Annotated in this window: 25 protein-coding genes; 12 read left to right on the forward strand and 13 right to left on the reverse strand. The window is 64.6% G+C overall.

Annotated features, from left to right (window positions below; all coding sequences use genetic code 11):
• The first annotated feature begins 8 nt into the window (after nucleotides 1-8).
• Nucleotides 9-2,201, forward strand: coding sequence for a TonB-dependent siderophore receptor (locus ABDB81_RS17785; RefSeq protein ID WP_237380551.1), 2,193 nt, complete (start codon nucleotides 9-11; stop codon nucleotides 2,199-2,201).
• On the opposite strand, the gene ABDB81_RS17790 is transcribed toward ABDB81_RS17785, so the two are convergent.
• Nucleotides 2,202-3,092 carry an AraC family transcriptional regulator gene (locus tag ABDB81_RS17790; RefSeq protein WP_160473925.1) on the reverse strand — a complete coding sequence of 297 codons (891 nt, stop codon included), beginning with the start codon at nucleotides 3,090-3,092 and terminating at the stop codon, nucleotides 2,202-2,204. It abuts the gene before it with no gap.
• 140 nt (nucleotides 3,093-3,232) lie between these two features.
• Between ABDB81_RS17790 and ABDB81_RS17795 the strand changes: the two genes are divergently transcribed.
• Nucleotides 3,233-3,778, forward strand: coding sequence for a peroxidase-related enzyme (locus ABDB81_RS17795; protein WP_137923682.1), 546 nt, complete (start codon nucleotides 3,233-3,235; stop codon nucleotides 3,776-3,778).
• Between the two features lie 67 nt (nucleotides 3,779-3,845).
• Here the strand turns inward: ABDB81_RS17795 and ABDB81_RS17800 are convergent, their stop codons facing one another.
• The 4 genes from ABDB81_RS17800 to ABDB81_RS17815 all read right to left on the reverse strand — a co-directional run bounded on the left by ABDB81_RS17800 (nucleotide 3,846) and on the right by ABDB81_RS17815 (nucleotide 7,820).
• Nucleotides 3,846-4,496 carry an HAD domain-containing protein gene (locus ABDB81_RS17800; RefSeq protein WP_137923681.1) on the reverse strand — a complete coding sequence of 217 codons (651 nt, stop codon included), beginning with the start codon at nucleotides 4,494-4,496 and terminating at the stop codon, nucleotides 3,846-3,848.
• Nucleotides 4,497-4,800: 304 nt separating this feature from the next.
• Nucleotides 4,801-5,001, reverse strand: a complete 201-nt coding sequence (locus tag ABDB81_RS17805; protein ID WP_137923680.1) for a hypothetical protein — start codon at nucleotides 4,999-5,001, stop codon at nucleotides 4,801-4,803.
• Between the two features lie 232 nt (nucleotides 5,002-5,233).
• Nucleotides 5,234-6,838 carry a methyl-accepting chemotaxis protein gene (locus ABDB81_RS17810; RefSeq protein ID WP_212745210.1) on the reverse strand — a complete coding sequence of 535 codons (1,605 nt, stop codon included), beginning with the start codon at nucleotides 6,836-6,838 and terminating at the stop codon, nucleotides 5,234-5,236.
• 220 nt (nucleotides 6,839-7,058) lie between these two features.
• Nucleotides 7,059-7,820: a response regulator transcription factor gene (locus ABDB81_RS17815; RefSeq protein WP_346812526.1), complete on the reverse strand. Its 762-nt coding sequence runs from the start codon at nucleotides 7,818-7,820 to the stop codon at nucleotides 7,059-7,061.
• Nucleotides 7,821-8,204: 384 nt separating this feature from the next.
• Here ABDB81_RS17815 and cls point away from each other — a divergent pair, with 384 nt between their 5' ends.
• The 3 genes from cls (at nucleotide 8,205) to ABDB81_RS17830 (ending at nucleotide 11,150) form a co-directional block, all read left to right on the forward strand.
• Nucleotides 8,205-9,653, forward strand: coding sequence for a cardiolipin synthase (gene cls, locus ABDB81_RS17820; RefSeq protein ID WP_137923678.1), 1,449 nt, complete (start codon nucleotides 8,205-8,207; stop codon nucleotides 9,651-9,653).
• A gap of 105 nt (nucleotides 9,654-9,758) precedes the next feature.
• On the forward strand, nucleotides 9,759-10,415 hold the full coding sequence (locus ABDB81_RS17825) for a TetR/AcrR family transcriptional regulator (protein ID WP_160473923.1): 657 nt from the start codon (nucleotides 9,759-9,761) through the stop codon (nucleotides 10,413-10,415).
• A 303-nt stretch (nucleotides 10,416-10,718) separates the two neighbouring features.
• Complete coding sequence (locus ABDB81_RS17830) at nucleotides 10,719-11,150, forward strand: hypothetical protein (protein ID WP_346812530.1); 432 nt, start codon at nucleotides 10,719-10,721, stop codon at nucleotides 11,148-11,150.
• A 21-nt stretch (nucleotides 11,151-11,171) separates the two neighbouring features.
• Here the strand turns inward: ABDB81_RS17830 and ABDB81_RS17835 are convergent, their stop codons facing one another.
• The 6 genes from ABDB81_RS17835 to ABDB81_RS17860 all read right to left on the reverse strand — a co-directional run bounded on the left by ABDB81_RS17835 (nucleotide 11,172) and on the right by ABDB81_RS17860 (nucleotide 17,562).
• On the reverse strand, nucleotides 11,172-11,597 hold the full coding sequence (locus tag ABDB81_RS17835; protein ID WP_137923675.1) for a hypothetical protein: 426 nt from the start codon (nucleotides 11,595-11,597) through the stop codon (nucleotides 11,172-11,174).
• A 286-nt stretch (nucleotides 11,598-11,883) separates the two neighbouring features.
• Nucleotides 11,884-12,639 carry an endonuclease/exonuclease/phosphatase family protein gene (locus ABDB81_RS17840; RefSeq protein ID WP_249359119.1) on the reverse strand — a complete coding sequence of 252 codons (756 nt, stop codon included), beginning with the start codon at nucleotides 12,637-12,639 and terminating at the stop codon, nucleotides 11,884-11,886.
• A complete protein-coding gene (locus tag ABDB81_RS17845; protein ID WP_346812534.1) occupies nucleotides 12,636-14,810 on the reverse strand; it encodes a VTT domain-containing protein in 2,175 nt (724 codons plus the stop codon). Before ABDB81_RS17845 ends, ABDB81_RS17840 begins: the two co-directional genes overlap by 4 nt.
• A 109-nt stretch (nucleotides 14,811-14,919) precedes the next feature.
• Nucleotides 14,920-15,693, reverse strand: coding sequence for an AraC family transcriptional regulator (locus ABDB81_RS17850; protein WP_346812536.1), 774 nt, complete (start codon nucleotides 15,691-15,693; stop codon nucleotides 14,920-14,922).
• The gene (locus ABDB81_RS17855; RefSeq protein WP_346812538.1) at nucleotides 15,677-16,597 is read right to left on the reverse strand and encodes a DMT family transporter; all 921 of its coding nucleotides are present in this window, start codon (nucleotides 16,595-16,597) and stop codon (nucleotides 15,677-15,679) included. The genes ABDB81_RS17850 and ABDB81_RS17855 overlap by 17 nt, the downstream gene beginning before the upstream one ends.
• Before the next feature lie 92 nt (nucleotides 16,598-16,689).
• Nucleotides 16,690-17,562, reverse strand: a complete 873-nt coding sequence (locus ABDB81_RS17860) for a LysR family transcriptional regulator (RefSeq protein ID WP_346812542.1) — start codon at nucleotides 17,560-17,562, stop codon at nucleotides 16,690-16,692.
• Nucleotides 17,563-17,657: 95 nt separating this feature from the next.
• Here ABDB81_RS17860 and ABDB81_RS17865 point away from each other — a divergent pair, with 95 nt between their 5' ends.
• Nucleotides 17,658-18,767 carry an NADH:flavin oxidoreductase/NADH oxidase gene (locus ABDB81_RS17865; protein WP_346812545.1) on the forward strand — a complete coding sequence of 370 codons (1,110 nt, stop codon included), beginning with the start codon at nucleotides 17,658-17,660 and terminating at the stop codon, nucleotides 18,765-18,767.
• A 27-nt stretch (nucleotides 18,768-18,794) separates the two neighbouring features.
• Here the strand turns inward: ABDB81_RS17865 and ABDB81_RS17870 are convergent, their stop codons facing one another.
• Nucleotides 18,795-20,252, reverse strand: a complete 1,458-nt coding sequence (locus tag ABDB81_RS17870; protein ID WP_346812547.1) for a GntP family permease — start codon at nucleotides 20,250-20,252, stop codon at nucleotides 18,795-18,797.
• Between ABDB81_RS17870 and ABDB81_RS17875 the strand changes: the two genes are divergently transcribed.
• Nucleotides 20,251-20,649, forward strand: coding sequence for a type II toxin-antitoxin system prevent-host-death family antitoxin (locus ABDB81_RS17875; RefSeq protein WP_346812549.1), 399 nt, complete (start codon nucleotides 20,251-20,253; stop codon nucleotides 20,647-20,649). The genes ABDB81_RS17870 and ABDB81_RS17875 overlap by 2 nt on opposite strands.
• Nucleotides 20,650-20,691: 42 nt before the next feature.
• Here the strand turns inward: ABDB81_RS17875 and ABDB81_RS17880 are convergent, their stop codons facing one another.
• On the reverse strand, nucleotides 20,692-21,345 hold the full coding sequence (locus tag ABDB81_RS17880; protein WP_346812552.1) for a dihydrofolate reductase family protein: 654 nt from the start codon (nucleotides 21,343-21,345) through the stop codon (nucleotides 20,692-20,694).
• 370 nt (nucleotides 21,346-21,715) lie between these two features.
• Between ABDB81_RS17880 and ABDB81_RS17885 the strand changes: the two genes are divergently transcribed.
• The 5 genes from ABDB81_RS17885 to pcaD are packed head-to-tail and all read left to right on the forward strand — an operon-like array spanning nucleotide 21,716 to nucleotide 25,587.
• Entirely contained in the window at nucleotides 21,716-23,056 is a 1,341-nt protein-coding gene (locus ABDB81_RS17885) for a TIGR00366 family protein (protein ID WP_160473913.1), read from the forward strand.
• Nucleotides 23,057-23,099: 43 nt separating this feature from the next.
• Nucleotides 23,100-23,396, forward strand: coding sequence for a YciI family protein (locus tag ABDB81_RS17890; RefSeq protein ID WP_346812556.1), 297 nt, complete (start codon nucleotides 23,100-23,102; stop codon nucleotides 23,394-23,396).
• A 14-nt stretch (nucleotides 23,397-23,410) separates the two neighbouring features.
• Nucleotides 23,411-24,469 carry a cyclase family protein gene (locus ABDB81_RS17895; RefSeq protein WP_346812558.1) on the forward strand — a complete coding sequence of 353 codons (1,059 nt, stop codon included), beginning with the start codon at nucleotides 23,411-23,413 and terminating at the stop codon, nucleotides 24,467-24,469.
• Between the two features lie 40 nt (nucleotides 24,470-24,509).
• Nucleotides 24,510-24,794 carry a muconolactone Delta-isomerase gene (gene catC, locus ABDB81_RS17900; RefSeq protein WP_137927442.1) on the forward strand — a complete coding sequence of 95 codons (285 nt, stop codon included), beginning with the start codon at nucleotides 24,510-24,512 and terminating at the stop codon, nucleotides 24,792-24,794.
• A 13-nt stretch (nucleotides 24,795-24,807) separates the two neighbouring features.
• Complete coding sequence (gene pcaD / locus ABDB81_RS17905; RefSeq protein ID WP_346812561.1) at nucleotides 24,808-25,587, forward strand: 3-oxoadipate enol-lactonase; 780 nt, start codon at nucleotides 24,808-24,810, stop codon at nucleotides 25,585-25,587.
• Nucleotides 25,588-25,702: the final 115 nt, after the last annotated feature.

Here is a 25,702-nt window from a genome sequence, read left to right on the forward strand (position 1 = left end):
GTGTCACCTTGTCTTTCACGAACCAATCGCGAGCGTCCGTCTCGCGTACCCCGTTGCGTCACCTTGTCACCGCACTGGCTGCTGCCGGCCTGCTGCCGACGCTTGCCTTCGCACAGGAGGCAGCCGCCGATGCGGCGGCGCAGAATCCCGTTACCACGTTGCCGGCCGTGACCGTGAAGGGCGCAGCGTCTCCCGACCAGTTGCCCGAGGCGTATGCCGGCGGACAAGTGGCACGGGGCGGTCGTCTCGGCGTGCTCGGCAACCAGGATTTCATGGACGTGCCATTCAGCATCACGTCGTACACCTCCCAGCAGATCCAGAACCAGCAGGCCCGTACGCTCGGTGGCGTGCTCGCTGACGATCCCGCCGTGCGTGTGACCTCGGGCTTTGGCAATTTCTCCGAAGCCTTCGTCGTGCGCGGCTTCACGCTGACTGGCGACGACATCAGCTACAACGGCCTGTACGGCATCGCACCGCGCCAGTTGGTTTCGCCCGAGGGCCTGGAGCGCGTGGAAGTGTTCCGCGGCGCCAACGCGTTCCTGAACGGTGTATCGCCGGCAGGTACGACAATCGGGGGTTCCATCAATCTGGTGCCGAAGTACGCGCTGGCTGCGCCGATCACGCAGGGCACGATCGACTACACGAGCGATGGCCAGGTCGGTGGCCACATTGACGTTGGCCGTCGCTTTGGCGAGAAGAAGCAGTTCGGCGTGCGCGTCAATGCAATGGCGCGTGGCGGCGATACCGCGGTCGACAACGAGAGCCGCCAGCAGCGCTTGTTTACGCTGGGCCTTGACTATCAGGGCGACGCGTTCCGCGTGAACGCTGATTTTGGCTACCAGAAGGAGTCGGTATTCCAGGGCCGCGCTACGATTAATCTTGCCAACACTGCGACGGCGTTACCGCCAGTGCCGTCTTCCACAACGAATTGGGCGCAGCAGTGGACGAACTCGAAGCTGGAAGATACCTACGGGACGATCCGCGCCGAGTACGACATCACGAAGGACTGGACGACCTATGCCGCCTTTGGTGCGCACCACAGTAATGAATTTGGTAACTACAGCGGCGCCAACGTCGGTAATAGCGGTTTCGGAACGGCGTCGCTCCTTTCTGTGCCCTTCAAGCAGGACACGATCACGGGTGAAGTGGGTGTGCGCGGCAAGTTTGCCACCGGCCCGGTGAAACACACGGTCAACCTCAGTTGGTCTGGCCTGAAGCAGGAAAAGGCTTCGGCATTTGGGTCTTCCGGTACGTTCCCGACGAACCTCTACAATGCGCCGGCCGTCGCCTATCCGACAGCGAACATCACCGGCAACTTTGCTGACCCATACACCACAGGCCGCACGAACCTGAACGGCGTTTCGTTCTCCGACACGCTAAGCTTCTTGAACGACCGTGTGCTGTTGACTGGTGGCGTACGTCATCAAGTGATCAATGTGCGTGGCTATGCCACCGCCGATGGCGCGCAGACATCCACTTACAACGATTCTGCCACCTCGCCAATGTTCGGCCTCGTGGTGAAGCCGCTACAGAACGTGTCGGTGTATTACAACTACATTGAGGGCTTGGCTCAGGGCCCCACGGCTGGCAATACCGCTGTAAACCGCGGCGAGATCTTCCCGCCGGTAAAGTCGAAGCAGCAGGAAGCGGGCGTGAAGTATGACGCCGGCAAGTTCGGCACGACGCTGGCGATCTTTCAGATCGAACAGCCTCAGGGAACGACGTTGTCGGGCAGCGTGTTCGGCCTGCGTGAACTGCGTAACCGCGGCGTGGAGCTGAGCGTGTTTGGCGAGCCGCTGCGTGGCTTCCGCTTGCTTGGGGGTGTGTCGTACATCGACTCCAAGTACCAGAACGATCCGCTGCTGGACGGCAAGAAGGGCGTTGGCGTGCCTAACTACACGGTGACGCTGAGCGGCGAGTACGATTTGCCCTTCCTGGTGGGCTCGACCGTATCGGCCCGCTATATCCAGACCGGACGTCAGGCGGCCAACACGTCGAACACGATCAGCCTGCCATCCTGGAATCGTTTCGATCTTGGTGCTCGTTACACCTTCAAGGCTTCGCAAATGCGCTACACAATGCGCGCTGCGGTCGAGAACATCGCCAACAAGGACTACTGGGCAGGTGTTTCGACTTCCAACAACGTGCTGTTCGTTGGCGCGCCGCGTACCTTCAAGCTCTCGATGACGGTCGACTACTGATCATTGATCGGCCGTTGCAGCCATTTGCTCCGTGCGCAGCCAGTCGCGCGGAGACTGGCCCACCCGGGCCAGGAACACACGTGATAGCGCCGACGGGTTGGCATAGCCCAATTCGTCGGCCAGCAGTTTCAGCGGCGCGCCTTCGCGCAGCCGCGACTGCGCCAGGCTGACGCGCCAGTCGGTCAGGTAGTCGGCCGGTGTCTGGCCGACGACATTGCGAAACGCCTCGGCGAACGCGCTGCGCGACATGCCCGCGCAGGCCGCCATCTGCTCCAGATTCCAGCTTTCTCCCGGTGCCTCGTGCATCGCCACCAGTGCGCGCGCGAGCCGTGCATCGGACAGCCCCGTGATCAATCCGGGCTGCACGCCGGCTGCGTCGGGATGATCGAGCATCCATCGCAGTAGCTGAATCAGCACCACTTCGAACAGCCGATCCGCCAGCAGCCGCTGGCCACAGCGCACGCGCTCGGTCTCGGCGAACAGCAGTGACAGGGCAGGGCCCAACCCTTCGACTTGCGCCAGTGGCAGCACGATCAGCGGCGGCAACGCGCGTGCCAGCGGATTGCGCACGCCGCCCGCGAATTCGAGGGTGGCGCAGGCAAACTGCGAACCCTCGGCGGGCGGATTGTGGAAGGTGTGGATGGCCGGGCGCGGATAGAACAGCAGCGATGGCTCGCGGATCGACAACTCCCTCGGCAGTCCCTTTGTGCGATGCGTGACAGTCATCTCGCCGTCGCGCATGACGTGCAGGAAACCGCGCGCCGGCTCGTTGAAGCGCGAAATGCCGCACAGCGGGCCGCTATGGAACAGGTGCGCGTGGATGCGGAAGCGCTCCAACAACGCCGAGAGCCGGTCGATGGGAGCGAGAACGGGAGTGGTGAGGCTTGCCATGGCGTCTGGACGAATGGGTATGTTTGCTGGACGGATAGTATCCCAACGTGCGGCGGTAGCGGCCATAGTGGAACCCAAGGACAGCGACACACCAGTCCGAACGTAACGAACCCACCACGCATCCGCATCAGGAGTCCATCATGACCGCACGTATCCCCGTACCCGACACGCAATCGGCCCCCGCTGGCAGCCAGGCCGCCCTTGCTCAGATCCACGGCGCTTTCGGCGTCGTTCCCAAGATGTTCCGCGCCGTATCCAATTCGCCGGCCGCGCTGCAATCGATGTGGGGCGCCTTCGGTGCGCTCGGCGGCGGCGTCATTCCCGCGGCGCTGGGCGAGCAGATCGCCGTGGCAGTGGCCGACCGCAACCGCTGCGAGTATTGCCTGGCCGCGCACACGGCGCTAGGCCGCAAGGCGGGCGCCAGCGCCGAGCAGATGGCCGCCGCCCAGCGTGGCGAATCGACCGATCCGAAGACCGCTGCGGCACTGGCGTTCGCGCTGCAACTGGTGGAGTCGCGCGGCCAGAGCAGCGATGCCGATATCGCCCGTCTGCGGGAAGTCGGTTTCAATGACGAGGAAATCGTCGAGATCGTTGCCCATGTTGCGCTGAACCTGTTCACCAACTACATCAACGTGGCATTCGCCGTGCCGGTGGATTTTCCGGCGGTGAAGCTCAATCCGCGTTAATTCCGGTCTGACGCAGATGTAAAAAAAGCCGCTCCTCGGAGCGGCTTTTGTCCCATGGTGCGACGCCTCAGGCGTGGATCACCGAGGGAGTGAACTGCTTGCCGGTCAGGCTGGCCACGGCAACGGCCACGGCTTGCTCACGCGCGCCATCGGCAGCCGGGGAGGGCATGAAGCGCTCCGGTTCCTCACGGGCCAGACGTTGCAGGTGGCGCAGCTTGGCCTTCAGGCCCGGCTCGACGCGCGAATCGGGGGTGACCGTGGACGGGCAGGCCACACCCAGAATGTCGAGCGCCTGTCGGAAGTTGTCGACCGTCAGCCCTTCGGCCGGGTCCACGCAGACCAGGCGGGCGCGCTGCTCCGCACTGAACGACGCGGCCGGTGCCGTGGACAGGATCACCCAGGCGCCCGGCATGGCGTGCTGGGCAGACCATGCGCCGATTTCCGCAGCGTGGCCGCCATGCACGGCCGGCGTCATGCCTTCCACCTGAAGGTCCAGTTGCTGGAAGATCGCGGCAGGCGTGCCGCGTCGCCATGCGTCGGAGACCACCACCCGGGCGCCAGCAATACCGAACAGCCGGCGCAGGAAACCCAGGGCGATGGGATCGAAAAACCTGACATCCCGAAGAGTCCCCGTGTTCGGCGTACCGCCCAGACGGGCAGCGGAGCGGTCCGAGTACAGGACACCGGGTACGTCCAGCATGATGAGGCGTTCAGACATGATTCGTGGTCACTCGTGATGGGATGGGTCTAGCGTATCTGGCTTTTTGCCGAGAAAGCGGCCACAAAATGTGCATAAGTGCAACAGTTGTGTAACTTGCTCGGTTCACTCGTAAATGCCGGTTACCCCGTTCCCGTATTTGTTTCCTGCGGACACAACTGCCGCACCAGGCTTGGGATTGCAGCCCGAAACGGCTTGCGGATGCTGACCCAATGATCGCCTCAACGGGCCGTCGGGCCAGCCGGTTGACAGGAATTTGAAAGGAAATGTACGGCAATCGGTCGCGGCCGCAACATGGGTGACATTAGCGGCGGCGCAGCAATTGCATTTCGAAATGCTCGAAGGCGTATTGGCAGGGAATGCCGCAGAACAAGTCCGTCGCGCCAACCGGTTTCTCGCAGGCGTGGCAGGTGCCGCAGGGCTTGAGGCGGGGCGCCCAGTCGCGTCCAGCGTGATCGAAGTCTTCCTCGAATGACGAATCGTCCTGGGCGGCCTTGCGGAGCATGCGTCGTTCCTGCCTTTTCGCAACTTGCGCGTCTGCGTTGATGGGTCGGGGCCGACTGCGCCAAGGGCAGTGGCACCGGCATCCATGCTAGCGCGGCCACCTTCATCGGCAAATCGGATCAACACTATTTACGGCAATACGCGGGCAGCCTGAAGCCGCGCCTTCTCTGACGGCAAGGTGCGCGGCCCCGGGCGGCATTGCGGCGATGCGGCAATATCGTTGGCGGACAGCTTCAGAACTGGAAGCGTGCCACATCGCTTTCGAGCGCCGCAGCCTGCAGGTCCAGCCGTGCTGCCTGGCCAGTCACGCTATCCACGAGCCGTGCGTTGTCGGCGCTGGTCTGTTCCAGACGGGCCAGCGCCTCGGTTACCGTGCGGATGCCGGCGGCCTGCTCGCTGGCCAGGTTGCCAAGCTCAGAGGCCAGCGTATGACTGTGGTGCACGGCGGAATCGATGCCGGACATTGCAGTTTCCACGTGCGTGCTCAGTTCCGCCCCGCGTGCAATCTCGCGCGCCGCGGCGCCGATGATGGTGTTGATTTCCCGCGCGGCCGTGGCGCTGCGCTGCGCCAGCGCGCGCACTTCCTGCGCCACCACGGCAAAGCCTCGTCCGGCTTCGCCAGCGCGCGCCGCTTCCACGGCAGCGTTGAGCGCGAGGATATTGGTCTGGAACGCAATGCTCTCGATCACGGCGACGATGTCCGAGATATTGCGCGACTGGGCGTGGACGTTGGCCATGGCTTCGCTCATATCCCGTACGGCAGCCATGCCGGTGCCGGTGGCCAGCCGCGCACGGCTTGCCATGTCGCTCGACTCCTGCGCCTGCTGGTGAGCCTGCTGGACCAGTGCAGTGAGCCGCGTCACGTTGGCGGCGGCATCGGCCAGCGCAGCGGCCTGCGTACCGGTACGCGTGGCAAGTTCCTCGTTGCCCTGCGTGATGCCGTGGCTGGCGTCGGAGATTTCATGCGCGCATTGCTGGATACGGGCCAGTACGCCGGCCAGCTCCTCGCGCATGCCTGCCAGGAAAAACAGCAGGCTGCTGCGGTCGTGGCTGCGCAGCGCGACGTGCGCGGTCAGGTCGCCACCGGCGATACTGTTCGCCACGGCTGCGGCATCGCGTGGTTCGCCACCCAGCTCGCGCGTCAGGCTGCGTGCGGCGATCCAGGCCAGCCACGCGGCGGCCAGCAGGCTGGTCATCAGCAGGCCGGCCATGACCCATTGCGCGCGCGTCTGCGCGGCGGCCACGCCGGCCACCGTGTCGGCTGCCTGCTGGGCGAGCGCGGTACGCGTGGTTTCGATCAGTGCGCCGAGCTTCTGCAGTTGCTGGCCCAGGAAATGGCTTTCGATGGAGACCGAGGCATCGAACTGCAAGGCATCGAGCGGCTGCTTGCGCATGAGATCGACATACTTGTCCGTCAGTTCGCCCGCAGCGGCGCGTTCCGTCTGCAACGCCTGCGCTTGCTGGGGCGCGGCGGTACGCACGCCGTCCACGGCGGTAGCCAGATTCTTCATGGCGGCGGCAATATCGTTGGTCGCCGTGTCCCGCTCCGCGCTCGATGTGGCCAGCGTCAACGCCAGTTGCGCGCGTCCCAGCGTGGCGAGCGAGGCTTGCGCGCGCTCGGCGGAAATGGCCCCGCGCATATCGCGCTGGTAGAGCGTGTCGGTGTCCTGCTTGAGTTCGATGAGGTTGACGATGCCGGTCAGGCCGACGATGGCACCGAATGCGTAGATGAGGGCGAACGCGGCGGAAAGCCGCAGGACCAGCGGCAGTCTTGCCAATCCCTGCCACACGGATTGGCCGCGCCGGGCGGGCAGCCCGATCTTGATGGCTTGCAACACGAAAAACACTCCTCCGGGGCAATGCCCCGCCATGCCATGACCCATGCGCGGCAGCTTCCGGGTCTCTCGATGTCTGGCAAGGAACCAGGGAACCCGTGACGCCGCGGCGCGGTGTGATGGTCCGCGACGCATGTGACGTTGGCGTGACGCCGCGTCATTGGAGGAGGGATGTCAGAGGGGCGCTACATCGCGTTGCCGATGCAGCGCCCTGACGCATGGCTCAGTAGTGGAGGGCCAGCGAATCGTGCTCGCGATGCGCGGTGAGTTCTTCGCGCGCCGCGTGGTCGAGCACATCGAGCCGGTAGCCCTGTGCATAGACCACGGAAACGGTAACGCCGTTCTCGGGGCAAAGATTCAGGGTCCGCCGCATGCGAGACACCAGCCCGGCCAGCGCGCGGGGGTCTCCCGGCAGGTCGTGGCCCCAGATCGTATTCTCGATGCGCTGGCTGGCCAGGATACGGCCGGCATTGGCGAACATCAGCATGGCGAGGTCGAACTCCTTGGGTGTCATCGGTATCCGTACGCCGTGCAGCGTGGCATAACGGCCGGGACTGTTCAGCTCGTAGCCGCCCGCGCGCAGGGGCAGGGGCGTCCGCAGCCGGGTATCCACCACGCGACGGCGCAATGCGCTGAGCCGAGCCAGCAGCACGCGGGCGCTGAGCGGACGGACCACGTAGTCGTCAGCGCCGGCATCGAGCGCCTCCACGACGTCGTCGTCGCTGCCCTGTCCGGCGATCAGCACGATGGGCACGTCGCGGTTGCGCACGGCACGCACAGCGCGGATGACATCGATGGCGGAGATATCGGGCAGTTCACGGTCGATCAGGAGCATGTCGTAATTGTCGTGCCCCAGGCCGTGGATCAGGTCGCGGCCGGCCTGAAAGTAACTGCACTGGAACCCGGCAATGGAGAGCAATTCCTGCATGGGATGGAGGGGGGAGGCGCTGCTGCCCAGCAGCGCAATGTTGGCACGCTCATTCATACGGCACTATCGATCCTGCAAAACACATTAAAAGGACAAAACGTTGGTGGCAGCGTATCGACGAGGGAGCGCTGCAACAATCGCGGATTCCTTAAAAAGGCTTCAGTGGCGTCACAGGTGTCGCGGCTTGCGGCGAGGCACGCTGGCCTGCGGCGTCTAATCCGATGTTTTGTATGGGTTTACGGGTGGCGGCTGCTTATCCACAGAACTTGTGGATAACCACGCCCGAACGGGTGTCGACCCGCCGTCCGCATGCGGAACCCATCGGCGTGATTAAAAAATGGGCAACTCCGGCCTGTACCATGGTGTGGATGCGCGCATGTGACGTGCCATGCCAGAATAGGGCCCTCTGGGTCAGGGAAGCCTCCGGGCTGCCAGTTGCCGATGCTGAGTCCAAGCGTGATTGCCGTGATCGTGGTCGCCTTCCACACCGTGGGAGTCGTGGCGGCCCTGCACGCCGTCATGACGGTGCGTACCGCGCCGGGCGCCATCGCGTGGGCGGGATCGCTGGTGATGATGCCGTACCTGACACTGGTGCCTTACCTGATCTTTGGGCGCAGCCGGTTCGCCGGTTACGTCAACGCCCGACGTTTCAACAACGACCGCCTGCGCGAGATCGGCCAGGGCATGACCGCACACGAGCGCGAGGCGCTCAGGGCCAGCGTGGTGGACTTGCCCGCGCAGGCATGCATGCGGGCACTGCCGGCCCTCACCGGCATTCCGTGCATGGGCAACAACGATGTGCGATTGCTGATCAACGGCGATGCCACGTTCGACGCGATCTTCGCGGCCATCGACGCCGCGAAGGAGCAGGTGCTCGTGCAGTTTTTCATCGTGCATGACGACGAGCTTGGCCGTGCGTTGCAGCGTCGATTGTGCGAGCGGGCCCAGGCCGGTGTCAGGGTCTATTTCCTCTACGACAGTATCGGATGCCATGCGCTGGGCCGCGAGTATGTTCGCGTGCTGCACGCGGCGGGCGTGCAGGCCCGGCCTTTTTCCACGCATCCCGGCTTTGTCAATCGTTTCCAGTTGAACTTCCGCAATCATCGGAAACTGGTCGTGGTGGATGGCGGACGCGCTTTCGTGGGCGGCCACAACGTTGGCAACGAGTACCTTGGCAAACGTTCGCCGCTGTCTCCATGGCGCGACACGCATATCGAAATCCGTGGTCCTGCGGTGCTGACACTGCAGATGGCGTTTGCCGAAGACTGGTACTGGGCTGCGAAGGAGGTGCCGTACCTGATGATGCCGCCGGACCCCAAGGTGGGCCAGGGGGAGGGGGGCGGGATGACGGTCCAGGTGGTGCCGTCCGGTCCGGCCGATGCGCAGGAAACCTGCTCGCTGTTCTTCGTCGAAGCGATCCGGTCGGCCAGACACCGGTTGTGGGTGACATCGCCGTACTTCGTGCCCGATGAGGCTGTGTTCGCGATGCTGAGGCTCGCCGTGCTGCGCGGCGTGGACGTGCGCATCCTGATTCCGTCCCGGCCCGACCACCTCGTGGTCTACGGCGCTTCCACGATATATGCCTACCAGGCCATCCTTGCCGGCGTGAAGGTCTATCGCTACGAGCCGGGCTTCCTGCACCAGAAGGTGGTGCTGATTGACGATATTGCGGCTGCGGTGGGCACGGCCAATCTGGACAACCGCTCGTTCCGGCTGAATTTCGAATTGATGATCATGACGGCGGATTCCGCCTTTGCCGCAGATGTGGAAAAGATGCTGGAGGCCGATTTCGCGCATGCGCGAGAGATCGATACCAGCGACTTTCTCGCATCCCCAGCCGTGTTGCGCGTGGCCATGCACGTGGCCAAGCTGTTTGCACCGATTCTCTGACGCGCCGCACGGCGCGTGCTGCGCCGCATCGGGCACTGGCACTATTTGTGTACACTGTCTACTATTAATGCCAACAAGATGGACGCTGTCCACATGAGGGGAAGCATGAACCGCGCAGCCGCCAGCATTCCGCCGTCGCGAACCACTTATCGGCATGGCGACCTGCGCCGTGCGCTGCTGGAAGCGGGCGTGGACCTGGCGCGGCACGGTGGTCCCGATGCCATCGTGTTGCGCGAGGCCACGCGCCGCGCCGGCGTGGTGCCCAACGCCGCCTATCGCCACTTCGCCAATCGACAGGACCTGTTGCAGGCGGTACGCGCCTCGGCGCTGTCGAGCCTGGCCATGGCCATGGAAGCTGAACTTGCCGCCATTCCGCCCGATGCATCTGCCGTGGAGCGTGCACGGGGCAGCCTGCGCGCTGTGGGCACCGGGTACCTGCGCTTTGCACTGTCCGAAACCGGACTGTTCCGGACCGCCTTCTCGGTGCCGGACGAGGTGGAGAACGATACCGATCCGGACAAGGCCGGCAACAGCGGCATGAATCCATTCGAATTGCTTGGTGCGTCGCTGGACCGTTGGGTCGATGCCGGAATCCTCCCGGCTGCGCGCCGCCCCGGCGCCGAATACATCGCCTGGGCGGCTGTGCACGGCCTGGCCATCATGCTGATCGACGGGCCATTACGCGAGGGCGCGAACGAGAACGCCGCCAAGTTCGGCCCACGCCTGCTGGAAATGGTGGAGAAAGGGCTGCTGGCCGTGTGAAGGAAAGGGAGCGAAAAAACGGGAGCGAAAAAAAGATGCCACGCGCGGGGAGCAACGTGGCATTGGAATCAGGAGTTGCAGGGGAAGGGTTCCCCGCAATCCATCTCGGATGCCCGTATGGCATGGGCGAAGTGGAGTCTATTAAGACGATTCTGAGAAAAAAATCGGAAAACCCTTAAATGAGGACTTCTTTCGCAGATACCTGTCTAACGTTTGCGGAGCGCCACGTGTGTGGTCCGCCAACGAGGGGAGCGGGACATGCGAGGCATGCGAGGAAGGATGCCGGGGATCGGAAAGGGCCTAGTGTTTTCGCTCGCCGCCCTGCTGGCGGGATGCGTGGCCTACCCTGGTTACGACGTGGCCCCCGGATATGGCTATGGCAGCTATTCGGGTTACGCGGGATATTCGGGATCTTCGGGATACACCGGGTATGGGGGATATGCGGGGTCGTCGAGCTACTACTATGGCGGCTACCCGTACGGCTATCCCTACGCCTATTACGGCGCGCCCATCTACGGCAGTGTATGGATCGGCAGCGGTTGCTGCGGATATCGGGGCTACTACGGCTACCGGGGCTATGGGTATCGCGGCTACTACGGTTATCGCGGTGGATACCACGGTGGATATGGCGGGGGCTATCGCGGCGGCTACCACGGTGGGTATCGCGGCGGATATGTCGGGGGGTATCGCGGCGGGTACGGAGGCTCCCGTGGCGGCGGCCGGGGTCGGCGCTAGCCGCCCGGCACTACACAGGCGTCACGGCAATTGCCGCAGCTGGCCGATGACGGACATCAGCCGGCCGTGCGCCACGGTGACTGACGCCTCATCCTGCAGGGCTTCCTGATAGCGCTTGCGAAACGCTTCGTCCCCGCGTTCGCTGAACATCTTCTGCGTGGCGCCCGCCACGGCGCGGCAGGTCTCATCATGGTGTTCATCGCCATCGAGTTCCTCGTCGATCTCGACGATCAGCCGTGACAGCGGATCGAGCCAGCGGAAAAATGCTTCCTCCGTGATGAGCTGAACAAACTGGCCTGCGGGAATCGGACCATGCAGCCGTTCGTACTGGCCGCGATCGTAGCCGATGACTTCCTTGTGCACCTCGAGCAGCGCCGCGCGCAAGGCACGTAGCCCCGAGCGGCGGGTTTCCTGGATGGCGAGGAACTGTTCGCTGGGCATGCCCATCTCCACTTTCCTGTTTACGGGCAGGCGCTGTCGAGCCATGGTGCGGCGTCCTCCCGTGGACGCCATTGGCCTGTCCCTTGTTATTGGACGCACACGTACACGCTCGACGGGATGCACGGTGCGCGAAGTCAGTATAGGCACCCAAGATGCCCCGATCTAGCGCATCCGCCTAGCGAAATACCCGTATTGCCGCTGCGCCGCATTCCGTATGGGCCAAGGTGGATGCCAGCGCGCGGGCGATGCGTATTGCGACGCAGCAGCGACGCACCGCGCCATGTTCCGTGCTTCAGGCATGCAATGGATCGGAAGTCAGCCGCATCCGCGCGCGCAATGGCAGGTGGTCCGATGCCAGTTTCGCCATCGCGCTACGGTGGCTGGCCACCGCCAGCAGGTGCGCGCGCGGCGAGGTCCAGATCCGGTCGAGTGCCAGGAACGGCCAGCGTGACGGGAATGTGGACACATGCGGCGTGCGCTCGAAATAGGCATGCAGCCAGCGCAGCGGACGGCCCCACAGGAACCACTCGTTGACATCGCCAAGCAGGATCGTCGGTTGCTCCGGCGCCTCGGCCAGCGCGGTGAGCAGACGTCGCACCTGCCAGCGCCGCTCGCTCGGCAGCAGCCCCAGGTGCGTGGCAATCACGCGCAGTGCAAAGGTGCCAGATTCGATCGCATTGCATTCAAGCTGGGCGTCGATGGCGCCGCGCGGCTCGCGCCGCCGCACACTGAGGTCGATGTGGCGCACGCTCAGGGGCCGATAGCGCGTGAGCAATGCGTTGCCGTAGTCGCCATCGTCGCGCACGAGTGTCGGGCCGGGAATCGCATGCAGGCCGGTACGTTGCGAGAGGAACTGCAGCATGTCGAAGCCGGTGCCGCGCGTCTCTACCTCCTGTAGCGCGATGAGGTCGGCGCGCAGTTCGCATAGCACGTCGCAGATGCGGTTTGGCACGAAGTGCCCATCGGTGCCGACGCCGCCATGGATGTTGTAGCTCGCCACGGCGATATCGGCATGCAGCGCGCCGTTTGGCACATGGGGTGCGTTCACCGCGCGCCTCCCGTGGCGTGCATTCCGCCCATCGGCGGGTGGTTGCGTCGCTGGCGCCGCCGTCGCAGACCCCACCAGATGGCTGCCGGGATCAGCAGGACCAGCGCCAGCAAGGCGAAGGTCATGACATTCGGATCGCGCGCCGCCGCCGCAATGCGATTCACCAGCGATGCCGATAGCACGATGCCCGGCGTGATGCCAATGGCCGTGCCGAGCAGGCAATCCCGCAGCCGGATGCGCGAGGCACCCACCACAAGGTTCACCAGCGTGAACGGCGCCACGGGCACAAGCCGCAGCACCACCATCGCCAGCAGGCCGTGCTGGCTCACCTGCTGGCTGATCCGGTTAAGCCGCTGGCCACCGAAGCGTTGCACGGCATTCCGGCCAAGCAGCCGTCCCGCCGTGCAGGTGGCGGCTGCGCTCATCACGGTGCCGGCCAGCGCCACCGCGCCTCCATACAGCGGCCCGAATACGACAATGGTGACCACGATCAGCACCGTGACCGGCATCATCATGAGCCCGCCCACTACGAAGATCGCCACCATCGCCAGCGGGGCCAGCGGCATCCGGCCGATGTCCTGCACAACGCCCAGCACGTAGCGGAAATCGGCCCATTCGCGCAGTGGCGTATAGCGCCACGCGAAGGCCACGCCAGCCACCACCAGCACCAGTGCCATCAGCACCGCCACACGGTTTGCCACCTGCGGGCGTACCTCGTTGCTCACGAACTCGGCCATGATCTGGTCCGTGTCGATCGGCTCGATGGGGTCGAGCAGCGCGGCATCGGGCACGGCCGCGTCGACGTCTTCCGGCACCGTGGGCGTGAAGGGCTGCAACGTGCGGCCTTCGGGACGGTGCAGCATTGCCAGCGCCTGGTTCAGACGTGGTTTGCCCTCCAGCGCCTGCGTCAGTTCTTCCGTGGTGACGGCGAGGTGTTCGCAGAGCAGGCGGTCGCGCATCGAGCGGATGGCAGCCGCGATGCGCGCGTCGCCGTTGGCTTCGATGGTCACGTTGCATTCGGTGTCGAGCCCGAATGAGCGGTTGCTCAGGTTCGCGGAACCGATAGTCAGCAGATGATCGTCCACGGCCATCACCTTGCTGTGCACGTTCATGCAGGCGTCGCCAAGGTCCGGCACGTGCGGACAGTACAGCTGGAAACGGCCCTCGGGGTCGGCGTCGCGCAACTCGCGGCAGAGCCGGGCACGCAGCACGCCCATGCTCGCTTCTTCCAGCCAGCCGCTTTCGGTGCGGCGCGATACCAGCGCGATGTCGGGGCCATCCGGTTCGCGCAGCCGTGTCTCGAATGCCTCGGCGATCAGGCCCGAACTGAAGTACTGGTTTTCAAGGTAGATGTTTTCGCGCGCGGCAGCGATGGCATCCACGTAGAGCGCGCGGATCTCGTTGATGCCGGGTGCGTCGTCGCGTTGCGGGAAGGTGCGGCTGATGCCCACGCGCAGGTCCGTGACATCGGGGATGACTTGCTGCGGCCATCGGTCGGCGCCCTGCATCTGGCTGGCCTTCGGTGTGCGCGGATGGCGGCCCGTGGCGCAGAACCATCGGTCGGCGGCCAGATCGCCCAGCGCGGCGGCCGCGGCACCATCGACCACGCACTGCACGTCATGGAACGGCGGATACGGCTTGCCCTCGGGGTCCACGCGGCGCGGCTCGTTGGCCAGATGGTGATGCGAATCCCATCGCCGGATCGTCAGGTCGAGCCCGCCGCAGAACGCCAGTTGATTGTCGATGACCACTACCTTCTGATGATGCGAGGCGCCAGCCGGGTGATTCCCGTCGAGGTGAAAGGACAGGCGCCGGTGGGTCTGCCAGTGTTGACGGGCCGAAGGCAGGAACTCCCGCTCCAGCGCGAACACCATCGCGAAATCCCAACTCAGCACGTATACGCGCAGTTTGCGGCGGCGTCGGCACAGCGCGTTCAGGAAGTCGCGCAATTCAGCCGGCAGGCCGTCGTTGGGGGCATCGGGCAGCAGCCGCATGCGGCTGTCGATATCCCATCCGAGGATGTAGACCGTGTGCTCGGCGCGCGTGAGGGCCTCGCGCAGCGCGCTGAAATAGGCGTCGCCGTCGACCAGCATCGCGAAGCGGTGACAGGGCTCCACGCGCCAGCAATTGTGACCAGGGCGAAGCAGGGGGGCGTCGGCAGTGTTTGACATGGCGAAGGGTACGCCGCGCAATTTTCGTACCGAGGCGCCTGGCCGCGTCAGACCGTCCCGCAAGTGGTTTGCCCTGTGTGCTGCTTACTTGCCTTTGTAAATATTGCAGTCAGCGGGCCGCCGTACGCCAGGCGCCGGGAGGCATGCCGAAGCGGCGCGCGAAGGCTCGCGTAAATGTGGTTTGATCGGGGTAGCCCACGCCATGCGCGATATCGGCCAGCGGCATCGTGCCGGCCATGAGCCACTGCACGGCCTGATCGAGACGTAGGCGGGTCTGGTAGCCGTGGGGTGTGTCGCCGAAGGCTTCGCAGAACAGCGTATGGAAACGGCGTGCGCCCCATCCCACATGCGCGGCGAGGGCATCCACGCGTAGCGGCGAGTCGAGGTGCGCCCGCAGATAGCGGTCGATGTCGGTGACGGGAAAGCGTGCCGCGTCGGCAGGTGCATCGCGCAATCCGAGCATCGCGGACAGGCCGTTGGCCAGTCCTGTGGCCTGCTGCCACGCGTGCTGGTTCGATACGTTAGTGCCGCGATCTGCGTCCCGTGCCGTGGCCAGCGCCCGGACGCGCGTCGCGAAGTTGCCGTCCATGGAGAACGTACGTGGCCGCGCCATCAGCCGTGCGGGCAAGGCCACCGAACTCGCAGGGAAGTCGGCCACCAGTTGCAGGTTGTCCGTCAATCCGGCGCAGAGGTGATGGGCGCCAGCCGGAATGACCAGTCCCACTTCCGCATCCACGCGGTAGGCATGGCCTTCGATTTCGAGTTCGATCTGGCCATCCACGCCGAACAGCAACTGATGATAGTCGTGCGCGTGACCGAACGGCTGGCGCGGATAGCGGCGCGGCTCGACCAGCGGCGAGGCGTGTTCAACGAGCTTCGGCATGGCGCGCGTTGCCGCGAGTCTGGCACAGCCATACGCCGATGCCGGCCACGGCCATGCCGAGCCACTGCACGGGACCGAGCCGGTCGCCAAACAGCAGCGCGGCCTGTATGGCGGCAAGCGGCGGGGCGAGGAACATCAGCGCGGCGGCGTTCGCTGCTTGTCCGCGCCGGACCAGCCCGAGCAGCAGCCAGGTGCCGAGCCCAGAGAGCACCAGCGCGGCCCAGGCCAGGCTGATCCACAGCGTCGGGCCTGGCGTCCAGCGCAGTGCGCCGGACGTTTCCGATGTCACCGACGTGGCACCCACGACCACAGCAGCCACCAGCATCGCCCCGGCGTTTTGCCAGGCCGAACTGGCGCGGATATCCGCGCGCGCAATCGAGGTCTTCTGGAGCAGGGTGCCCATCGTGATGGAGAGTATCGCCAGCAGCCCGATCAACATGATCCAAGGCGACACCGCGTGCGGAGCGCCGGACTGCATTGCGGGCAAGACTACCAGACCCACCCCCAGCGCGCCCAGCGCGAGTCCGCGCCAGGTACGTGCCGAAGGCCGCTCGCCCAGCAGCGGAATGGCGAGCAGCGCGGTCAGCAGCGGCTGCAGCGCCCCCAGCAGCGCCATGATCGACGGCGACAACCCGTGCGCCACGGCGCCATATCCCGCGCAGAGGTAAATGCCCTGCATGAGCGCCCCCGCCAGCAGATGCCTCGGCACCTGTGCCAGCGGCGGCCACGCCACCTTCGCCGCCAGCGCCGTGGCAGTGAACAGCAGCGCTGCCAGCGCGAAGCGGGCCAGCAGGAACAAGCTGGTATCGGCCACGGGCACGACGGCCTTGCCGACGATGAAGCCAGTGGACCAGATCAGGACAAAGGCTACGACGGGCAGCCAGGCGGGGAGGGGGCGGGACATGGGGCGGCGAATCTTGGGCGGACTGGTGGAGGTTGGAGCGGAAGGCTACCGGGGCGAGGTGCGGGTGTCTTGGCGATTCCTGCAACGCCCCCTCAAACCGCCTTCACCTGCCGCCTCAAATACTCCACCACCCGCGCCGCACGCGGTGACAGCGGCCATTCGGCGCGGTGGATCAGCCAGAGCGTGTCCACCACGGGCACTTCGCATTGCACCACTTCGATGGCTTTCTGATCCGCGAATGCCTGCCGCGCGTAGCGCGGGATGACGGTGAAGCCGAAGCCGCGCGCCACGGGTTCGAGCATCAGGCCTACCTGGTTGCTGAAACCCCGGCACGGCAGCGTCTGCACGCCGGGGTTGCCGGGGAAGTGGCGGCTCAGCAGGCGGCTGGCCATGGCCTTGCCGTCGGGATGATCCATGAAGCCCATTCGCGCCAGATCTTCCCAGCTGCCTACCTTTTCGCCGGCCGGATAGACGAGTTCGAGCGGCTCCTCGCTGAACGCGGTGGCGGTCAGGCGGGAATCGTCGGGCTTGAGCATGACCAGGCCGATTTCAAAGCGGTTGTTCAGCACGGCTTCGAGCACTTCGGCATCGGGTGCGAAGCGGTGGCGGATCACCAGTCCCGGGTTTTGGCCCTGGAGGTCGAGCAGTCGGGGGTAAAGAAACAGGCCGATGCTGCCGGGCGTGATCAGGCCGACCGTGCCGACTTCGCCGTCATCGGCCAGCCGGGCGTGCAGGCGCTCGTTGGCCCGTTCCATCTCGGCACAGTACTCGAGCAGTGCCTTGCCAGCAGGCGTGAGTTCCAGCGCGCGGGGGCGACGGATCAGCAGCGGACCGAGCGCATCCTCCAGATGCCGGATGTGCTGGCTGACGGCGGCCTGGGTCAATCCGAGTTCGTCCGCGGCGCCGGTAAAACTGCCGGATTGCGACAGCATGGCGAAGGACCGCAGCCATTGGGGATTCAACATAACAAAGTCTTATCGAGGGGATAACGTGAAAGCGGTTTTCATTATAGGCGCGCGCCACTATATTCGCTGCATCGCAACAGAAACCGATTTCAATCATGACTACGCCTGCACTTTTCACTCCGTTCACGCTGAAGGATGTCACGCTGCGCAACCGCATTGCCGTGCCGCCGATGTGCCAGTACAGCGCAGTCGATGGTTTCACCACAGACTGGCATCTTTCCCACTACGCCGGTCTGGCGCGTGGGGGTGCGGGGTTGGTGATCGTCGAGGCGACGGCGGTTTCCCCCGAGGGCCGCATTTCCCCGGGAGACACGGGCCTGTGGAATGACGAGCAGGCGGTGGGCATGGCGCGCATCGCGGAAGCCATCAAGGCTGGCGGTGCCGTGCCCGGCATCCAGATCGCCCATGCGGGCCGCAAGGCCAGCGCCAACCGTCCGTGGGAAGGCGACGACCATATTGCCGAGGATGATCCGCGCGGCTGGGAAACGATTTCCCCGTCGGCCGTGCCGTTCGGTGCCAACCTGAACAAGATGCCCAAGGCGATGACGCAGGCCGACATCGACCGCGTACAGGCCGATTTCGTGGCTGCGGCAATCCGCGCCCGTGATGCCGGTTTCCAATGGCTCGAACTGCATTTTGCGCACGGCTATCTGGCGCAGAGCTTCTTCTCGGTCCACGGCAATACGCGTGCCGATGGCTATGGCGGCAACGCTGCCAACCGTGGCCGCTTCCTGCTGGAAACGCTGGCCGCCGTGCGCGAAGTGTGGCCCGCCAACCTGCCGCTGACGGCGCGCTTCGGCGTGATCGAGTACGACGGCCGTGACGAAGAGACGCTGGCCGAAGCCATCGAGCTGACCCGTGCGATGCGCGAGGGCGGACTCGACATGCTCAATGTCAGCGTCGGCTTCTCTACGCCGAACGCGCAGATTCCCTGGGGGTCGGCGTTCCTGGCGCCGGTGTCCGAGCGCGTGCGTCGCGAAGCCGGCCTGCCGGTGGCATCGTCGTGGGGCATCGATGATCCCGTGGCGGCCAATCGCGTGGTCGAAGACGGTCAGATGGATCTGGTAATGGTGGGCCGCGCCATGCTGGCGAATCCGCACTGGCCGTACCAGACCGCGATGAAGCTGGGCCTGGAGCGTCCGTCGTGGGTGCTGCCTGCGCCGTACGCGCACTGGCTGGAGCGCTATCGCGTGCAGTCGGCGTAAGGTCCATCGTCCGATACGCTGGCGGAGTTAAAACGACCCCGCCAGCGTGCCTAGCGCGATAACGGCCGCCAGCGCCAGCATCGGCCCGACGATGCCGACGACTACGATGCCGCCGTAGCTTTGGCGATGTGTCGCGCCGCAGACGGCCAGCAGCGTGACCACCGCGCCGTTGTGCGGCAGCGTGTCGAGCGTGCCCGCACTCATCACGGCAACCCGGTGCAGCACGGCGGGATCGAGTCCGATTTCCAGCGCCCGCGTCAGATAGGTGCCGCCGAGCGCATCGAGCGCGATGGTGAGGCCGCCCGATGCCGAGCCCGTCAGCGCCGAGAGTACGTTGGTGGCCACGGCCAGCGAGACCAGCGGCCCGCCCTCGATCGACAGCACCCAGTCGCGCACCAGCGCAAAGCCGGGCAGGGCCGCTACCACCGAACCGAATCCCACCAGACTCGCCACGCTGAGCACTGGTAGGGCGGCAGCGTGCACGCCCGCGCCCATGGTGTCGCGCAGTGCTGGCAGCCGGCGCAGGTTCAGAAGGACCAGGCAGACGATGGCGGCGGTCAGCGCGACGATGACCGACCACACGCCGCCCACGGCCTGCAGACTTGTGGCGCCCCACTCAGGCAGCCCTAGATAGGCCGCGTCGATTCGCGGCAATACCCCCAGACTCATAACAAGGTTCACGCCGATGACCACGGCCAGCGGCAGCATCGCCACCGCGATGCCAGGTGCTTCGATGCTGCGTTGGCCGTGCAACGTTTCGGCCGGATCGAATTCCCGCGCGGTACTGGCGCGTTCCCGGATCAGTGGCCGCTCGGCTACCTCGTCCACATGGGCATCCGCCGCGCCGGCGCCATAGCCTTCACCAGCACGCCGTGCGACGCCCTCGCAGCGCGAAAGCCACCACATGCCGAAGGCCAGCATGATGGCGCTGGCCACAATGCCGAGCCCAGGCGCCGCAAAGGGCGTGGTGCTGAAGAACGGCATCGGGATCGCATTCTGGATGGCCGGTGTGCCCGGCAGCGCGGACATCGTGAAGGTCGATGTACCCAGCACGATGGCCGCCGGCATCAGGCGATGGGGGATATCGGCGGCGCGGAACAGCGCATGGGCCATCGGCGCGAGCACGAAGAACGCCACGAACAGGCTGACACCGCCGTAGGTCAGCAGCGCACCGGCCAGCACCACGGCCAGCATCGCGTGGCGGGGGCCAAGCGTGCGCGTCATCCAGTCGGCAATCGCGGTGACGGAACCGCTGTCGTCCATCAGCTTGCCGAACAGCGCGCCCAGCAAGAACAGCGGGAAGAACTGCGCAACGAAGCCGGCCGCGCTGCCCATGAAGACCTGCGTCCAGTTGGCGAGCAGCGATTCGCCCGCCGTGGCCGCCGCCAGGAGCGCCGCCGCCGGGGCAATCAGCAGGATGCTCCAGCCACGAAATGCCATCCAGATCATCGCCCCAAGGGCAATGACGATGCCGGGAAGGCCCATGGGTCACGTCTCCAGGAGGGGGCGGCAAAGTGCGCGCGTCAGAAGCGGCACAAACGATTCATTATTTGTGCTGCATTGCAACCTGGGCAAGTTAAAGATTTTGGGATGGCGTTATAAATTGCTGCCGTTGTACAACTGGTGGAACGAATTCTCGGGTTTTACCATGCGTACTATTCATTACTCTGATGCGTGTAACAGCCTTGAGGCTGTGATCGACCAGATGGTCGAAAATCAGGAGGCGGTTCTTATAACCCGGTGGGGGGCTCCCAATGCTGTAGTCATGTCCGAAGAGCAATACACCAGTTGGGCGGAGACCATCTATTTGCTCAACTCACCGGCCAATGCCGAGCATCTTGCGCGTTCGCTCGAACAATTGCGGAAGGGCGAAGTCGAGTGACTGGATTGCTGCGACAGGTCTCCGACCGTGGGCGTTAACTGCCTACATGGCCCCGCGCCTCAGCACCACATGCGTCGCCTTCTCCGATGCGACAGATTCCACGCATGCGTAACCCAGGGACCGCAAGTCGAGGTCCTTGAACAGTGATTCCCCCCGACCGAGTAGCACTGGCGAGATGGCAATGTGCAACTCATCGATGAGTCCTTCGCGCAGGTACTGCCGAATGGTGGCCGCCCCGCCGCCGATCCTTACGTCCTTTCCCGCTGCAGCCTCGCGCGCCCGGTCGAGTGCCTCGTGAATGCCGCCCGTCACGAAGTGGAACGTGGTGCCGCCTTCCATCTCGATGGCGGGGCGCGCATGGTGCGTCAGGATGAAGACCGGAACCTGATAGGGGGGACGATCTCCCCACCAGCCTTTCCAGTTCATGTCCGGCCACTCGCCACGGATGGGGCCGAACATGTTCCGGCCGAGAATCCAGGCGCCGATATTTCTGAAACCGCGCGCGGCGAAATCATCGTCAATGCCGGTGGTGCCGCCGTCGTTGCCGAACAGGGTTTGCTGGAACGTGCGGGTAGGGATCAGCCACTGGTGCAGGTCGGTCCCGCCAATACCCAGCGGATTGTCGATGTCCTGATCCGGGCCTGCTCCATATCCGTCGAGCGAAATGGTGAATCCCTCAACCCGCACGCGTGTCATTACAGCCTCCTTCCAATGGGTGGTCTGGCATCGAGAGACGCCAACGCCGCGATACTACTCCTGCGGCAACCTTTCAACGGCACGCATAGTGTGCGGATACCGGACGACGTTTTCGGCGTATCCCGCGCAGTTTTGTGCGTTGCAAAATCTCCCCGCCGCCCGCGCTGCGACGCGCCCTGGAAGATGACGGCGCTGTAATCTTTGCGCTGCGCCGCAACATCGAACCATTGCGTCACCCGGCCTGAATCGATCCTTTCATTGCCTTGACATTGCGTCTGACGGCGTCATACGCTGCCGACTTGCATAAAAGACGTTCGCATATAGAACGCTGGTTCGATATGCGGTCATTTCGGATTTCAGGAGACACGCCTTGAACAAGGTCGCCGGGTTCTTTACGGAACTGATGCGCCGGTATTTGCCGGACCCGTTTGTATTCGCCATTGGCCTCACGCTGCTCAGCATGCTGATGGCGATGCTCGTCGAGGGGCAGGGCCCCAGCGCCGTGATTCTCAATTGGGGCAAGGGGTTCTGGAACCTGCTCTCGTTCACCACGCAGATGGCCGTGATCCTGGCCATGGGCTACGTGCTGGCCACCGCGCCGCTGGTGGACCGCTTCCTCAACAGCATCGTGGCGCGCGTGGCCACGCCGCGCGGCGCGATCATCGTCGCCACGCTGGTGGGCGGTATCGGCAGCTACCTGAACTGGGGTTTCGGTCTGGTGGTGGGCGGCATCATCGCGCGCAAGCTGGCGGTCAAGGTCAAGGGCGTGCACTACCCGCTGATCATCGCTTCGGCCTATAGCGGCTTCACGATGTACGGGCTGGGCCTGTCGGCCAGCATCCCGGTGCTGATCTCCACGCCGGGGCATCCGATGGAAAAGCTGATGGGTGTCATCGCGCTGAAGGACACCATCTTCTCCGTGCCGATGCTGCTGACAAGCCTGGCCGTGATCATCACGCTGCCGCTGCTCAACGCCATGCTGCATCCGCGCGACGCAAAGGACGTGGTCGAGATCCGCGAAGAAAACATGGCGTCGGAAGGCGCCTCCGGTGGCGGCCACAGCATGGGCATCGAGAACACGCTGGCCACGCGCATGAACAACAGCCGTCTGCTGAGCCTGGTGATTGGCCTGTGCGGCATGGCCTATGCCGTGCTGTACTTTGTGCAGGGCGGTACGCTGGACCTGAACCTGATCAACTTCCTGATCCTGTTCATCGGGGTGCTGCTGCTGGGCACGCCGGCCAATTACGTGGCGCGCCTGAACGAAGGTATCAAGACGATTTCGGGCATCATCCTGCAGTATCCGTTCTACGCAGGCATCATGGCGGTCATGGCGGGCTCGGGGCTGGTGGATACCATCTCGCGCGCGTTCGTCGAGATCGCCACGCCGCAGACGCTGCCGTTCTGGGGTCTGCTGAGCAGCTTCGTGATCAACTTCTTCGCGCCTTCGGGTGGCGGTCACTGGGTGATCCAGGGTCCGTTCATGATCGATGCGGCAAAGGCCATCGGCAGCTCGGTGGCGCAGACGTCGATGTCGGTGATGCTCGGCAATGCGTGGAATGACCTGGTGCAGCCGTTCTGGATCCTGCCGGCGCTGGCGCTCTCGAAGCTCAAGCTCAAGGACGTGATGGGCTACACCGTGATCATGATGTTCTGGGTGGGCGCGATCTACATCGTGTCGCTGCTGGCCTGGGGCATCATGACGCACTGACCACACCTGCCGTACTCACCGTTGAACCGACTGGAGACATCGCATGCCGTACATGATCGAAACCTTCGACAAGCCCGACCACCAGCACGTGCGCCAGGCCAACCGGCCCACGCACCTGGAATTCCTGGAAGAGAACAAGGCCCTGCTGCTGGCATGCGGCGCCAAGCTCAGCGATGACGGCGGCGATGGCGGCGGCGGACTCTACATCGTCGATGTGGACACGCGCGAGGCCGCGCAGGCTTTCATCGAAGCCGATCCGTTCTTCAAGGTCGGACTGTTCCGCGACGTGAACATCGTGCGCTGGCGCAAGGCTTACCTGGACGGCGTGCGCCACATCTGAAGGTAGCCCCACTCATGAAGCGATGGAAGCGACGGCCCGAAGGCGCCAACTGGGGCGACTTCGGCGATGACGACCAACTCGGCCGGCTGAACCTGATCACTGCCGAACGCGTTCGCGCGGCCGCGCAGGAAATCCGCACTGGCCGCACGTTTTGCCTGTCACTGCCGCTGGATCTGCCCGGTGGCAACGTGCTCAACCCGCGTAGGCATCCGCCGGTGCTGCGGCCCACATTCCGCGACGATGTGGCCTACGTGAACTTTCCCCTGGCCAAGGTCGATCCGCGCGCAGTGGATGTGCTGAGCGACGACCAGGTGCTGCTCTCGATGCAGTACTCGACGCAGTGGGATTCGCTCGCCCACGTCGGCGCACTGTTCGATGCGGATGGCGATGGCGTGGCGGAGCGTGTCTACTACAACGGTTTCCGTCCCAACACCGACGTGGTAGGCCCCGTGGACTATGCGGAAGCGGATCATTTCGCGGCGCATCCGTGCGGGCACGACCACAGCCATGCCGAGGCGCTCGGCATCGAGACCTTCGCCCAGCATGGCATCCAGGCGCGCGGCGTGCTGGTGGATCTGGCGCGGCACTATGGTCGGGAATGCCGCACGGTTGGTTTCGACGACCTGATGCGGGTAATCGATGCCGACGGCGTGAAGGTGGAACCGGGCGACATCCTCGTGCTGCGCACCGGGTTTGCCGAGATGCTCGTGGAGATGGCGGGCCAGCCCGACGTAGCGCTGCTGCACAACAGTTGCTGCGCGCTCGACGGACGTGACGAGCGGCTGCTGCAGTGGATCACCGATAGCGGCATCGCGGCCATCGCGGCGGACAACTACGCCGTCGAACGCTATCCCGCACGCGCAGTGCCCGCCGATAGCGGCCCGGTGGCGATGCTGCCGCTGCACCACCACTGCCTGTTCAAGCTCGGCCTGCCGCTCGGCGAACTCTGGCATTTGCATGACCTGGCGGCGTGGCTGCATGCCGAGGGTCGCCACCACTTCTTCCTGTCGGCGCCGCCGCTGCGGCTGCCCGGCGCCATGGGATCGCCCGTGACGCCGGTTGCCACGGTCTGACGCAATCGAATCGAATCCCACCATTCACAAGGAGACCGCCATGCTGTTCATGGTCGAAATGACTGTCCGTATCCCCCAATCGCTCGATCCGCAAGTGGCCGACAAGATCAAGGCCGACGAGAAGGCGTACTCGCAGCAACTGCAGCGCGATGGCAAGTGGCGCCACCTGTGGCGCGTGGCCGGGCTGTATGCCAACGTCAGCATCTTCGACGTGAAGGACGCCGATGAACTGCACACGATCCTGACCGGGCTGCCGCTGTATCCGTATATGGAAATGAAGGTCACCGCGCTGGCGCAGCACGGCTCGGCCATTGCGCAGAACTGATTGGAGACACGCCATGCCATTTGCCGAACTTGCAGACGTCAAGCTTCACTACCAGATCGATGGCGATGAAAGCCTGCCGGTGCTGGTGATGTCGAACTCGCTGGGTACCAGCTTCGAGATGTGGCAGCCGCAGATCGCCGAACTGTCGAAGCACTTCCGCGTAGTGCGCTACGACACGCGGGGCCACGGCAAGTCGTCAGTGACCGAAGGGCCGTACACGATCGCGCAGCTTGGTGGCGACGTGATTGCACTCATCGACCATCTCGGTCTGAAACGCGTGAATTTCTGTGGGCTGTCGATGGGTGGCATCACGGGTATGTGGCTTGGCGTGAATCACGCTGACCGGATTGAGAAGCTGATCCTCTGCAATACCGCTGCTTACATCGGCCCGCCCGAGAACTGGACGAATCGCGCCGCTGCAGTAGAACGCGATGGCGTGGGTTCGATTGCCGCCGCCGTGGTCGACAAATGGCTCACACCGGATTTTGCGGCGGAACAGCCTGAACTGGTTGCGCAGTTGCGCGGCATGTTGAGCGCGACCGACGCAAAGGGCTATGCAGCGAACTGCCGCGCGGTGCGGGATTCGGATCTGCGTGGCGAGATTGCAAGCATCACCGCGCCGACGCTGGTGATCGCAGGTTCGGGCGACATTCCCACGCCTCCGGCGGATGGACGGTTCCTGGCCGAGACGATTCCGGGTGCGAAGTACGTGGAGTTGTACGCGGCACATTTGTCGAATCTGCAGCAGGTGGATGGGTTTAACGAGGCGGTGGTGGGGTTTTTGAAGGGCTGACCGTATCGCTGCCATGCGTTTGTTTTCTCCCCTCTCCCGCCTTGCGGGAGAGGGGCTGGGGGTGAGGGCCAGCGGTGCAATCACCGACACGTCGCAATGTCAACGTCATGGCCGC

This window comes from Cupriavidus sp. DL-D2 (assembly GCF_039710735.1).
Lineage (GTDB): Bacteria > Pseudomonadota > Gammaproteobacteria > Burkholderiales > Burkholderiaceae > Cupriavidus.